At 56.8% G+C, this 11,944-nt stretch carries 13 protein-coding genes, 1 tRNA gene and 1 pseudogene; 9 read left to right on the top strand and 6 right to left on the bottom strand.

What is annotated here, in order from left to right; all coding sequences use genetic code 11:
* Positions 1–236 precede the first annotated feature (236 nt).
* Positions 237–809: a phosphonate metabolism protein/1,5-bisphosphokinase (PRPP-forming) PhnN gene (gene phnN / locus AC1DRJ_RS11770; RefSeq protein WP_477802292.1), complete on the top strand. Its 573-nt coding sequence runs from the start codon at positions 237–239 to the stop codon at positions 807–809.
* On the opposite strand, the gene AC1DRJ_RS11775 is transcribed toward phnN, so the two are convergent.
* Positions 784–963: a PA3371 family protein gene (locus AC1DRJ_RS11775; protein WP_477802293.1), complete on the bottom strand. Its 180-nt coding sequence runs from the start codon at positions 961–963 to the stop codon at positions 784–786. The two genes, phnN and AC1DRJ_RS11775, sit on opposite strands and share 26 nt — an antisense overlap.
* Before the next feature lie 24 nt (positions 964–987).
* Positions 988–1,218, bottom strand: coding sequence for a hypothetical protein (locus AC1DRJ_RS11780; protein ID WP_477802294.1), 231 nt, complete (start codon positions 1,216–1,218; stop codon positions 988–990).
* Between the two features lie 288 nt (positions 1,219–1,506).
* Here AC1DRJ_RS11780 and AC1DRJ_RS11785 point away from each other — a divergent pair.
* From AC1DRJ_RS11785 to AC1DRJ_RS11810, 6 genes and pseudogenes are all read left to right on the top strand, one after another.
* Positions 1,507–1,583, top strand: a tRNA-Arg gene (locus AC1DRJ_RS11785).
* A gap of 138 nt (positions 1,584–1,721) precedes the next feature.
* Entirely contained in the window at positions 1,722–3,059 is a 1,338-nt protein-coding gene (gene chrA / locus AC1DRJ_RS11790) for a chromate efflux transporter (protein ID WP_477802295.1), read from the top strand.
* A gap of 151 nt (positions 3,060–3,210) precedes the next feature.
* Complete coding sequence (locus tag AC1DRJ_RS11795) at positions 3,211–4,815, top strand: response regulator (protein ID WP_477802296.1); 1,605 nt, start codon at positions 3,211–3,213, stop codon at positions 4,813–4,815.
* Positions 4,812–5,504: a sensor histidine kinase gene (locus AC1DRJ_RS11800; protein WP_477802297.1), complete on the top strand. Its 693-nt coding sequence runs from the start codon at positions 4,812–4,814 to the stop codon at positions 5,502–5,504. The genes AC1DRJ_RS11795 and AC1DRJ_RS11800 overlap by 4 nt, the downstream gene beginning before the upstream one ends.
* A 109-nt stretch (positions 5,505–5,613) precedes the next feature.
* Positions 5,614–5,816: pseudogene (locus tag AC1DRJ_RS11805) on the top strand (glutamine synthetase family protein); the annotation flags it as partial.
* A 69-nt stretch (positions 5,817–5,885) separates the two neighbouring features.
* Entirely contained in the window at positions 5,886–7,259 is a 1,374-nt protein-coding gene (locus AC1DRJ_RS11810) for an MFS transporter (RefSeq protein WP_477802298.1), read from the top strand.
* Positions 7,260–7,325: 66 nt separating this feature from the next.
* Here the strand turns inward: AC1DRJ_RS11810 and AC1DRJ_RS11815 are convergent, their stop codons facing one another.
* The 4 genes from AC1DRJ_RS11815 to flgA form a co-directional block, all read right to left on the bottom strand.
* Positions 7,326–8,072, bottom strand: coding sequence for a flagellar brake protein (locus tag AC1DRJ_RS11815; protein ID WP_477802299.1), 747 nt, complete (start codon positions 8,070–8,072; stop codon positions 7,326–7,328).
* 92 nt (positions 8,073–8,164) lie between these two features.
* Positions 8,165–8,632: a flagella synthesis protein FlgN gene (locus tag AC1DRJ_RS11820; protein ID WP_477802300.1), complete on the bottom strand. Its 468-nt coding sequence runs from the start codon at positions 8,630–8,632 to the stop codon at positions 8,165–8,167.
* A gap of 48 nt (positions 8,633–8,680) precedes the next feature.
* A complete protein-coding gene (flgM, locus tag AC1DRJ_RS11825; RefSeq protein WP_477802301.1) occupies positions 8,681–9,007 on the bottom strand; it encodes a flagellar biosynthesis anti-sigma factor FlgM in 327 nt (108 codons plus the stop codon).
* Positions 9,008–9,173: 166 nt separating this feature from the next.
* Positions 9,174–9,935 (bottom strand): flagellar basal body P-ring formation chaperone FlgA, encoded by a 762-nt coding sequence (gene flgA / locus AC1DRJ_RS11830; protein ID WP_477802302.1) that lies wholly within the window; start codon positions 9,933–9,935, stop codon positions 9,174–9,176.
* 81 nt (positions 9,936–10,016) lie between these two features.
* On the opposite strand from flgA, the gene AC1DRJ_RS11835 reads away from it, so the two are divergent.
* Positions 10,017–10,973 (top strand): chemotaxis protein CheV, encoded by a 957-nt coding sequence (locus AC1DRJ_RS11835; protein WP_477802303.1) that lies wholly within the window; start codon positions 10,017–10,019, stop codon positions 10,971–10,973.
* A 22-nt stretch (positions 10,974–10,995) separates the two neighbouring features.
* Entirely contained in the window at positions 10,996–11,823 is an 828-nt protein-coding gene (cheR, locus tag AC1DRJ_RS11840; protein ID WP_477802304.1) for a protein-glutamate O-methyltransferase CheR, read from the top strand.
* Positions 11,824–11,944 lie beyond the last annotated feature (121 nt).

Here is an 11,944-nt window from a genome sequence, read left to right on the forward strand (position 1 = left end):
GACAAATATTGAACCGGGTAGGGGCGTTATGCCAGCACCTGTTTTCAGAAATGCGGACTGGTTGGAAAAGTTTGTCCATCGCCGTATGGCTGACCGCCTCGTCTGCCGTCAAGTGATGTTCCAAGTCGCCTGACGGTGCATGCTATGCGGATTCGATCGTTGGTCCTTGTCTGATACAGGATAGTGGCAAATGGCCGATTTACTAGAGGCGCACGCACAGTGGGGGACAATTCAGGATGGATGGCAGGCTGATTTATTTGATGGGGCCTTCCGGATCCGGTAAAGACAGCCTCATCGAAGCGGCTCGAAAACCATTGCAGTCGATCAATGGCGAAGTAGTGCGGCGAGTCATCACGCGCTCCGCCGAAAGTGTGGGCGAAGACGCCATCGGTGTGTCCCACGAGGATTTCCAGCATCGCAAAGACGAAGGGGAATTCGCATTGTCATGGCACGCCAATGGGCTGGATTACGGTATTTCGATTCAGATTGATCAGTGGCTCAAGGACGGCCGACATGTCTTGGTCAACGGTTCTCGTGGTCATCTTGCCGAGGCGCTACAGCGCTACCCGGCGCTTTTGCCTGTGCTGTTGACCGTCAAGGATGAAGTGTTGCGCGAACGCCTGGTGCGGCGTGGCCGTGAGAGCCTTGTGCAAATCGAAGCGCGACTCAGCCGCAATGGACAATTTACGGCTGAAGATTGGCCCGGTGACGCGCAGATCCAGCGACTCGATAATTCCGGCGAGCTCGCCATTACGGTTGCCCATCTACTCAATCTGCTGAAACTTAACGCAGAACCGGATCAAACTTGATTTTTCGCCCGGCAATCAGCGCCAACAAAAACATTCCGCCGAAAACGCCACAGGCAATCAGGGGCAGCGTGAGAACGGCCTCCTGCACCAATGCCAAATGAAGAATGCCGCTCATTAAGGCGAGGATCAAAAATCCTGCGGCTGATTTGGACATGCTGTGCTCCTGATAAGAGGGAATTCAAAATACCAAGCGTTCTGATGATTGCGACACGGGACCAACTTCTTGGCTCACGTCCTGGCGAATCAAGCCATGCTGGTCGTTCATGACCGCCAATTGCGGGGCTTTGTGCAGTTGAAGGTAATGGGGTACGCGCTGAGCGACCTGCACCGCACTGTTCTCGGGGATAAAATGAAATCCAGCCAAGACTGCAAGGGCGATCGCATTCGAGAGAAAAAGGGCGCGGTTCATGAGGTTCACCTCAAGTTGTTCTTGAGAACAGTGAAGCAGCCCGCATGCCAAGAGTTTAACGGCTATTAATTCCTTTAAAAACAACGAATTAACTTAACTTTTACAAATGTCTTTCTTGCAAATTGCAATGCTGGCATTTTGAGAGGATGCAATTTGCACGGTAAACAAAGCCACTCCATAGTGGGCGTCTGCCTACAGTCAAAAAGCCTACGGACGACATGACAAACGCAAGCCCGCCCGTTAACATGCACGCCGTCTATCGCACCGCATCTCGTGCGGGCGAATTGTGTCCCAGTAGCTCAATTGGATAGAGCATCCCCCTCCTAAGGGGAAGGTTGGCAGTTCGAACCTGCCCTGGGACACCATCTATTTCATGGTGCCGTGCGCAACGCGGCGCTTGAAACCTGAATCGGATAACGCTCAAGCACCCATGCACCGCTAACGCCTGTTAGTGACCGCATCGCACACTATCTGCTGACTCGTTTCCAGAGGCTTTGGCACCCATGGATGAAGAAGCGCTGTCGAGGCCGCAAGCGATCAGTTTTCGTGAGGCGTTCTGGTTCTGGTTGAAGCTTGGCTTCATCAGCTTCGGTGGGCCGGCGGGTCAGATCTCGATCATGCATCAGGAGTTGGTGGAGCGGCGGCGCTGGATATCCGAGCGCAGATTTCTGCATGCTCTCAACTACTGCATGTTGCTTCCCGGGCCAGAGGCCCAGCAGTTGGCCACCTATATTGGTTGGCTGATGCATCGATCCTGGGGCGGGGTGGTGGCTGGCGTACTGTTTGTGCTGCCCTCGTTGTTTATCCTGATCGCTTTGTCGTGGATGTACATCGCCTTCGGCGAAGTGCCTGTGGTCGCAGGGCTTTTCTATGGCATCAAGCCTGCCGTGACCGCCATCGTTGTGCAGGCGGCCCATCGAATCGGCTCTCGGGCATTGAAAAACAATTGGCTATGGGCGATAGCGGCCGCTTCATTCACCGCAATCTTCGCGTTTAATATTCCGTTCCCGTTGATCGTTCTGGGCGCCGCACTGATTGGCTATGTCGGCGGTCGGCTGATGCCCGAGCATTTCAGGGTCGGTGGTCATGGCGCCGCCAAAAAGTCCTTCGGACCGGCGTTGATCGATGACGACACCCCAACCCCGGAACATGCTCGATTCAGCTGGTTGAAACTGGTATCGCTCGTACTGATTGGCGCTGCGTTATGGGCACTGCCGATGGGGATTTTGACCTCTGTATTTGGCTGGGAGGGCACCTTGACCCAGATGGGCTGGTTCTTTACCAAGGCGGCGCTGCTGACGTTTGGCGGTGCGTATGCCGTGCTTCCCTACGTTTATCAGGGCGCCGTGGGTCATTATGGCTGGCTGACCCCGACACAAATGATCGATGGCTTGGCGCTGGGTGAAACCACGCCAGGGCCGTTGATCATGGTCGTGGCGTTCGTCAGCTTTGTCGGGGCGTATGTCGCACAAGTGTTCGGTAGCGACCACGTTTTTATGGCGGGCGCCGTCGCAGCTTGCCTGGTGACCTGGTTTACCTTCCTGCCCTCGTTTTTGTTCATCCTGGCCGGCGGCCCGTTGGTTGAATCTACCCACAACGAACTCAAGTTCACCGCACCCCTCACCGCCATTACGGCAGCAGTCGTTGGTGTGATTCTCAACCTGGCGTGTTTCTTCGGCTATCACGTGCTTTGGCCGAAAGGTTTCAGTGGTCAACTTGATTGGCCTTCTGCACTGATCGCGATTGCAGCGGCCATTGCCTTGTTCCGATTCAAGCGGGGCGTGATTCAGGTGCTGATGGCCTGTGCACTCGTCGGCTTGGCGGTGCATCTTCTGCGCTAAACAAAGTACGAGTGAGTTAATAGTCTTTGGCAGGCGTCGACCTTGCCAGATCACTTGGTAGATGAGGCCTCTCAATCTAAAGGTAACGGCACTCTTGGCCGATAACCCGAACGGTCACGCTCTTCTTCTTAAAATTGCCTGGAAATCTTCGATGCTGTCGTATCACCAAAAGAGTTTTCTGATCGTCGATGATTTCTCGGATTTCCGCAGTTCAGTCAGGTCCATGCTGCGTGAGTTGGGCGTTAAGGACGTGGATACCGCGGACACGGGCGAACAGGCGCTGCGCATGTGTTCGCAGAAGGCCTACGATTTCATCCTGCAGGATTTCCATCTGGGCGACGGCAAAAAGAACGGACAGCAAGTTCTCGAAGACTTGATGATCGAGAAGCTGATCAGCCATGAAAGTGTCTTCGTCATGGTCACCGCCGAAACCAGCCAGGCGATGGTGCTCAGTGCGCTGGAGCATGAACCGGACGCCTACCTGACCAAGCCGTTCAATCGTTCGGGCCTGGCTCAACGCCTGGAGCGTCTGGAACAGCGCAAAAACCTGCTCAAACCGATCCTGCAAGCACTCGACCGGGGCAAGCCGCTTGAAGTGCTCAAGGCTTGTATCGAGCTGTGCAAGAAGGACATCCGTTATTCGCCGCTGTGCCTGCGTTATCGCGCAGATGCGTTGCGCGACTTGAATCAGAATGAAGCGCTGGAGCGCCTCTACGACAGCATCATTGCTGATCGGCCGTTGCCGTGGGCGTTTGCCGGGTTGGGCCAGCTGCTGTTCAAGCGTGGCCAGGTCAGCCAGGCCAAGGGCATCTACGAAAAAGCCCTGAAAGTGTTTCCGATGATGCCGGCGCTGTATGACGGCATGGCCGACGTGCTGGTGGTCGAAGGCGACACCAGGGGCGCACAGCGGGTATTGGAAGAGGCCATTCGCCTGTCGCCGCTGGCCGTGCGTCGGCAGGCGCTGCTGGGCAAACTGGCGATGACCAACGAAGATTTCGACACCRCCTCCCGAGCTTATCGCCAGGCAGTGTCCCAAGGCGCTCAATCGCGCTTCAAGGATGCGGAAAGCAATCTGGGACTGGCCTACGCCTTGATCTGCAAAGGCAGCGACAAAGGCCTGGATACCCGCACCCGCCTGGAAATCAACACGACCCTCAGCCTGGTGGCCAAGGAGAACCCGACCGATCCGGGCTTGCAGATTCGTGCGCGCCTGATGAAAGCCACCAGCCTGTTGCTCAATGATGCCGAAACTGCCGAGAGGCTCACCGAGCAAGCCATGATGCGCCTCGATGACATGGAGCAATTCATGAGTGCCGAGGCGGCGCTGTTGGTGGCCAAACAGTTGCAAATGCTCGGGCAGGCGAGCGCCGGAGCGTCGATGTTGAAAAACTGCGCAGAAATCTACGGTGACGATCCGGTGGTGATGAAGGGCATTGCCAAACTCACCGATGACCCGACGATCCTCAACTCCAGTGGTGCGGCCGCCGAGCTTAACCGTCAGGGGGTGCGGGTGTACAAGACCGGCAACCTGGTGGAGGCCCGGGCGGTGTTCCGCAAAGCGCTGGCGCTGCAGCCGAAAAATATCAGTATCGCCCTGAACATGGCGCAATCGCTGCTGCACGGTACTGATACCAGTGTGCCGTCGGCGGAAATCGAAGAATGTCGGGTCTGCCTGAAAATGGTCGGGTTGATGCCCGATACCGACGCGCGTTATCCGCGCTATCAGAAACTGAAAATCAAGGCGTTCGGCGGATGAGCCAAGACTACCCGGCATTGGATTTTTCGACGGTGATTGCTTCCACCGTGCACGACATGAAGAACTCGTTGACCACGCTGACTCAAGCTCACAGCCAGTGGCTGTCCCGCTTGCCCGACCCGGCGCAGCACAGCCCGGAGCAGGGCGTCATCGAGTATGAGTTCGCGCACCTCAATGGCATGCTGGTGCAGTTGTTGGGCCTGTACAAACTGGGCGTCAACCAGTTGCCATTGCAGCCGGCCTACCATGAACTGGATGACTTTCTCGAAGCGCAGCTTGCCAGCTATCAAGAAGTGTTCGCCAGTCGCGGCATTCTTGCGACCTATGAAGTCGACCCGCTGTGCCCGCTGGGTTTCTTCGACCGCGAGCTGGTCGCCTCGGTGCTGGCCAACATCATCAACAACGCCATTCGTCATGCGCGCGGGTCGTTGCTGATCAGCGTCAGTGACGAGGGCGGCCAGTTGGTGCTGACCATCAACGACGATGGCGACGGCTATCCCGCTGAGATGATCGAGTCTCAGGCCGACTATGTGCAGGGCATCAATTACTACAGCAGTAGCACCGGCCTGGGCCTGTATTTTGCCGGTCGGATCGCCGCGCTGCACCAGCGCAATGGTGTCTGCGGGCGTACCCGGCTCAGCAATGGCGGTCCGTTGGGTGGTGGAGTATTCGGCCTTTACCTGCCCTGACGGTTCTTTATTGTGTGCGGCTGCTTGATATTCTGAACGGGTGGAGCCTATTTTGTACGGCGCATCGTTTGCGACTTGCACAGCATGGAATTGCGTCATGACAACCGATGGCGAGTTTGAAGTGGCGGATAATCTTTTGTTGCCGTGTACCCTGCATGCGGTGCTTGAGCGTCTGAAACGTAGCGAATTGGCGAAGGAACTGTTTGGCATTGAATTCATCGAAGGCTACGTCGCTTCGAAGTCCATGCAGCTGACCCGCTACTTTGTTGAAATAACCCCTGGGCGCGGCGTCTTTTAGCAACCCGGGCCTGACGCTTCGCCGACTTCGGTCTATTGTTTCGATAGCCTGATCTTCACTGCAAGGAGCCGCTCGGAACGCCGATGCGCCAAATCTGGAAATCCTTTCGAGCACTGTATTTCGCCTCGCTGATGATGTTGATCGGCTCGGGCCTGTTAAGCACTTACCTGGCCTTGCGCCTGGCCGCCGATAACGTCGACAGCCTGTGGGTCGGTGCATTGATGGCGGCCAACTATTTTGGCTTGGTGCTGGGCGGCAAGATCGGTCACCGACTGATTGCCCGGGTCGGGCATATTCGTGCGTACGCCGCGTGTGCCGGGATCGTTGGTGCGGCAGTGCTCGGCCATGGGTTGAGCGATTGGCTGCCGGCCTGGCTGTTCCTGCGGGTGATCGTCGGCCTTGGCATGATGTGCCAGTACATGGTCATCGAGAGCTGGCTCAACGAACAAGCCGATGCCCACAAGCGCGGCAAGGTGTTCAGCGGCTACATGATCGCGTCCTATCTAGGGTTGGTACTGGGTCAGCTGATACTGGTCATGCACCCCGGCCTGGGCCTCGAATTGCTGATGCTCGTCGCCTTGTGCTTTGCCCTTTGCCTGGTTCCGGTGGCCCTTACTCGACGTATTCACCCGGCAGCCTTGCACCCGGCCCCGATGGAGCCGCGCTTCTTCATCAAGCGCGTGCCGCAGTCATTGAGTACGGTATTGGGGGCAGGGTTGATCGTGGGTTCGTTCTACGGTCTGGCACCTTTGTATGCATCCCAGCAGGGGTTATCCAACGAACAGGTCGGCCTGTTCATGGGCAGCTGTATTTTTGCCGGCCTGCTGGTGCAGTGGCCGCTGGGTTGGCTGTCTGATCGCTATGACCGGGCGTTGTTGATCCGCTGTTTTGCTTTCAGCCTGGCCGTGGCTGCGTTGCCGCTGGCGATCCTGAAGGTTGTGCCGATTGAGGTGTTGTTCATCTCCGGGTTCCTGTGTTCGCTGGTGCAGTTCTGCCTGTATCCGTTGGCGGTAGCGTTCTCCAATGACCATGTCGAAGGTGATCGTCGGGTCTCGCTGACGGCGATGCTGCTGGTGACCTACGGCGTCGGCGCCAGCATCGGGCCGCTGGTCGCCGGGGTGCTGATGAAGCTGTTCGGTAGCCAGATGCTCTATGCGTTTTTCAGTTTCTTCGCGTTGGTGCTGGTATGGCGGATCCGCCCGAAAGCGGTCACCAACCTGCATCAGGTCGACGACGCACCGCTGCATCACGTGGCGATGCCGGACAGCATGTCGAGCTCGCCGCTGGTGGCGTGCCTTGACCCACGTGTCGATGAGCAGGTCGTGCAGGAACAGATGCACAGCCCGCCTCACCCAGAATCGGAACCGGGAGCCGAAGGGGAATCGGAGGAAGATCCGGCGCCACCGCATGACCCGGACTCAGGACGCGAACAAAGTTTTACTGAAGCCAGACCCTGATTTTGGATGCATAAAAAAACGGGCAGTCACCGCAAGGGACTGCCCGTTTTTTGTTGATGCGTCATATCAGAAGTCGTCTTTGTCGAAGCGTCGTGCTTCACGTTGAAGCTGGTACACGAACCGCTCGACCTGACGCTGCACCATCCCGCTCATGTTGTGAAAGCGGATGCCGGCGAAGGTGGTGGAKATCCTTTCTTCGAAATGCAGGTAACGCAATTCTACGGGTGTGGTCATGCTGCCGAAGGGCAGGGCGGCAACGAAGCGGTCGTAGACCTGACCCAATTGCAGTTGGTCAGTAATGTCACCTTCAAAGCGCAGCTTGCAGCCAGTGGCTGAGATATCCAGCAGCTTTCCGCTGACCGACGATTTGAGCTTTTCACCGCCCATCTCGACCCCGACCAACTGCGCCAGCTTCAATGCCGCCCGGAAGGCGTTGCGGCGCTGGTGGTAAACCACTTCGTCAGGGAGTTTGCCGCGATAGCAGCGCGTGTCGCTGAATTCGTCAATGCTCAGTGGACCGTTGCTTTCCCAGGCGATGCGCACGCCTTCATGGAAGCCTTCGACCCGAAAAGGCTCGCCCGCCAGCAGATAGCGTTCGCCATCGCGGGGCACCATTTCGTCCAGGGCGATCATGTTGGTGTCCCGATCGACCTCTACCAGATAACTCTGAAAGCGCTGGTTGCGCTCTTGGAATGTAATGATCAGCGGGTCATGACTCTCTTGTAGCTGCCGAAGGTTCCCAGCGATTTCCATTGGTGTGGAAAGCACCTTAGGTGGCTGTGGAGCATCTTCCGCGTTTAAGGCATTGGACACGGTTCATCATTCTCCGGACAAAATATGATTGCGCATTGCCAGTATATTGCCAGCATGTGGCGCGGCTAGATAGAGCGGGCTCATCGAGAGGTTCAAGCCTGACTGAGCGGGCGTGGCTTCGCTAACCTGGAGGTTGATCCGCGGGCATCGTAAAGCGCGGGTGGTTCGCCGCCGGTGAGGATCTTCAGCTGATTGGCCGTGGCGGCCTGCTGGTTCAGGATCGACTGACCATTATTGACATTGATTGCCTGGCACTGCGCCAGCAGGGCTGTCAGCACGTCGCTCTGCTCCAGCAACTGCTCACCGACGCTTGATTGACTGGCGAGTTGCTCCAGGCCCTGGCGATTGGTGGGTAAATTGAGGCTGACGAGGATTTCGCTGCGTTTGCGGCCATGCTGTTCGAGCACAATGATCATTGCCTGTTTGCGCGCCAGAATGTCTTCGAGCAGTCGCATGTCGCGACCATGCAGGGCGAGGGACTCGGTTTGCAGTAATTCCAGCAAGTGTTGCGCTGGAGCAAAGTCGTCGATGATCAGTTGCAGTAAATTAGTGTCGTGCATGGCTGGCCTTGGGTTTTAAGCGTCCAATAGCCTGGCGCAGGCCGTGGCCTAGCGCTGGGCTTCGAAGTTGAGCAGTTTGCTGGCTACACGGTTGCTGTCGACTTTGTAGCTGCCATCGGCAATCGCTGCTTTCAACTCGGCCACGCGGGCGTTGTCGACGGCAGGCTGATCGCGCAGCTTGTCAGTGACCTTCTGCAACTGCTGAGCCTCATTGCTGAGGTGTACCGATTCCCCGCTTTTGGCGGTACTGGCCTGTTCGGCCGGGGTATTCAGCGGCTCGGATTTGCCGGCTTCGGCAGTTTCCTTGTTGGCGCTGGTACGCGTACTGCCGGTCAATGACGAGGAACTGTTCAAACGGCTGAAATCGATGACCATGATAAAAAACCTCTGGGAATTTGGACGCTTGCCATGTTTTCGGCTATCCCTGCAAAAACTTTAGGCCCATTTATCAATGAGCGTGCATGCGCCAGCGCATTTCCGGCGTGCGGCACAGTTTAAGGAACAGGCACGGTCAGCGCCATATTTTCACCCACAGAGATTCCTACATGGCCACTTCCACCTGGCCCGGCGCGATGACCTGCGCCTTGATGACCCGTTGGGAGTTGAGGTTTTTCACCCGAATCTGTTCTCGCAAGCCGCCATTCGACAACGCTTCGCCTGGCATACGCACGCTGAGCGTACTGCTGCGGGCGGTAATCACCACCTGGTCGCCTTTGGTGATGACTTCGGCTTGTTCGAGATGGACCTGCGTCAGGACCTGATCGGTGACCGTTGGTCGGGTCAATTTCTGCCCGATCGCTTGATCCATAGAAGTGAAGTAACCCTGGTTGATCAGGCTGATGTCGCGTTCGCGCAACATGACGTCACCTGGCTCGATAAAGCCGGCTCGCTTGAGCGGCCGAGTGGTGGTGACGACGTCGCGAAACAGGCGGACTTGAGCGGGTACGAAGACAGTCCAGGGGGTGGTGCTGTCGCAACGAACCTTGACCGTAACCCGGCCAATCGGGATCGCCGGGCTCTCCAAAGTGGCTGTCAATTCCTTGTCGCACATAGGCATACGCAGGCGCGGATCGAGCTGATTGACCTGGATCTCGTATCGACCTTCAGTTTGACTGCTCGCCAAATAGTCTTCGACTGTGAACTCAAGAAAGCCCTGAGTGACGCCGATAAGCATGTCAGGCAAGGTCACTGCGTCAGCAAGGGCAGGGCTGCCAGCGCTTAAGAGGCAGACGGTCGAGATCGCGCAAAGCCATTGGCGAGCGATTGATCTCAGGCGTCGAAAAAATGTCGGTTCTGTGTTCATAAGCGTTAAAAAGCAAGCGCCGTGCCGTTTTTTGATGACAGCGCGTCGCAACACACTCAAGCGTTGTGTAGGAGTCGGTGCATGGCTGGTGTAATGGATTCGGTAAACCAGCGCACGCAACTGGTAGGGCAGAATCGCCTTGAGCTGTTGTTGTTCCGTCTCGACGGCCAGCAGCTTTATGGGATCAACGTGTTCAAGGTTCGGGAAGTGCTGCAATGCCCCAAGCTCACGCTGATGCCCAAATCCAGTCCTGTCGTGTGCGGTGTGGCAAGTATCCGGGGGGCGACCATTCCGATTCTTGATCTGGCGATGGCGACCGGCTCCGGCGCATTGAAAGATCAAAGCAATCCGTTCGTGATCATCACGGAGTACAACACCAAGACCCAGGGTTTCCTTGTGCGCTCGGTGGAACGTATCGTCAACATGAACTGGGAGGAGATTCATCCGCCACCCAAGGGCACGGGACGTGATCATTACCTGACGGCTGTGACACGGGTCGACAACCAGTTGGTCGAAATTATCGACGTCGAAAAAGTGCTGGCGGAAGTCGCGCCGACACCGGATGCGATATCGGCCGGTGTGGTCGATGTCGAAACCCGGCACAAGGCCTTGTCCTTGAAGGTCTTGACGGTCGATGACTCGTCGGTGGCGCGCAAGCAAGTGAGCCGCTGCCTGCAAACCGTCGGCGTTGAAGTGGTGGCGTTGAACGACGGCAAACAAGCGCTGGATTACCTGCGCAAGCTGGTAGACGAAGGGAAAAAGCCGGAAGAAGAGTTCCTGATGATGATCTCCGACATCGAGATGCCGGAGATGGACGGGTACACGTTGACGGCCGAGATCCGCAACGACCCTCGCATGCAAAAGCTTCATGTCATCCTGCATACTTCGTTGTCGGGTGTTTTCAATCAGGCGATGGTCAAGAAAGTCGGTGCCGATGACTTCCTTGCCAAATTCCGTCCTGATGACCTGGCATCCCGGGTAGTCGACCGGATCAAAGCAGCAGACATCAGCCTGGGGCCTTCCGCCCTTGGCGGTTAACACGATTTAAGAGGCGGCATCTTTGTCTACGGGTAATTTGGATTTCGAACAGTTCCGGGTCTTCCTGGAAAAAGCCTGTGGCATTTTGCTCGGTGAAAACAAGCAGTACCTGGTCTCGAGCCGTCTCAACAAACTGATGGAGCAGCAGGACATCAAGTCGCTGGGTGAACTGGTCCAGCGAATTCAGACCCAGCCACGCAGCGGTTTGCGCGAGAGGGTGGTGGATGCCATGACCACCAACGAAACCTTGTGGTTTCGTGACACCTATCCCTTTGAAGTGTTGAAGAACAAGGTATTGCCGGAAGCGATCAAGGCCGCACCCGGTCAGCGCTTGCGGATCTGGTCGGCGGCCTGCTCGTCGGGGCAGGAACCGTACTCGCTGTCGATGTCCATCGATGAGTTCGAACGCGTTTATTTTGGCCAACTGAAGATGGGGGTGCAGATTGTGGCCACCGATCTGTCCGGTACGATGCTGGCCAACTGCAAGAGCGGCGAGTAMGACAGCCTGGCGATCGGCCGTGGACTGTCGCCCGAGCGCCTGCAGCGTTACTTCGACCCGAAAGGACCTGGGCGATGGGCAATCAAGGCGCCGATCAAGAGCCGGGTGGAGTTTCGCTCGTTCAACCTGCTGGACAGCTACGCAGCTCTGGGCAAATTCGACATCGTGTTCTGCCGCAACGTGCTGATCTACTTCTCCGCCGAGGTGAAGAAAGACATCCTGTTGCGCATTCACAGCACGCTCAAGCCCGGTGGCTATTTGTTCCTCGGCGCGTCCGAAGCGCKGAACGGGTTGCCGGATCATTATCAGATGGTCCAATGCAGCCCGGGGATTATTTACCAGGCGAAGTGATTCGTAGGCGGCATCAAAAAACGGGAGACCTCAGGGGCTCCCTTTTTCTTATGCCTGATAATTTCCCGCATCCACCACCCATTTAATGTGGGAGCGGGCTTGCTCGCGAAAGCGGTGTATC

This window comes from Pseudomonas sp. P5_B2, assembly GCF_056400445.1.

Bases quoted from the DNA above. Each gene is read 5' to 3' on its own strand.
- phnN (WP_477802292.1), top strand. From the start codon at position 237: ATGGATGGCAGGCTGATTTATTTGATGGGGCCTTCCGGATCCGGTAAA.
- AC1DRJ_RS11775 (WP_477802293.1), bottom strand. From the start codon at position 963: ATGTCCAAATCAGCCGCAGGATTTTTGATCCTCGCCTTAATGAGCGGC.
- AC1DRJ_RS11780 (WP_477802294.1), bottom strand. From the start codon at position 1,218: ATGAACCGCGCCCTTTTTCTCTCGAATGCGATCGCCCTTGCAGTCTTG.
- chrA (WP_477802295.1), top strand. From the start codon at position 1,722: ATGGATGAAGAAGCGCTGTCGAGGCCGCAAGCGATCAGTTTTCGTGAG.
- AC1DRJ_RS11800 (WP_477802297.1), top strand. From the start codon at position 4,812: ATGAGCCAAGACTACCCGGCATTGGATTTTTCGACGGTGATTGCTTCC.
- AC1DRJ_RS11810 (WP_477802298.1), top strand. From the start codon at position 5,886: ATGCGCCAAATCTGGAAATCCTTTCGAGCACTGTATTTCGCCTCGCTG.
- AC1DRJ_RS11820 (WP_477802300.1), bottom strand. From the start codon at position 8,632: ATGCACGACACTAATTTACTGCAACTGATCATCGACGACTTTGCTCCA.
- flgM (WP_477802301.1), bottom strand. From the start codon at position 9,007: ATGGTCATCGATTTCAGCCGTTTGAACAGTTCCTCGTCATTGACCGGC.
- flgA (WP_477802302.1), bottom strand. From the start codon at position 9,935: ATGAACACAGAACCGACATTTTTTCGACGCCTGAGATCAATCGCTCGC.
- AC1DRJ_RS11835 (WP_477802303.1), top strand. From the start codon at position 10,017: ATGGCTGGTGTAATGGATTCGGTAAACCAGCGCACGCAACTGGTAGGG.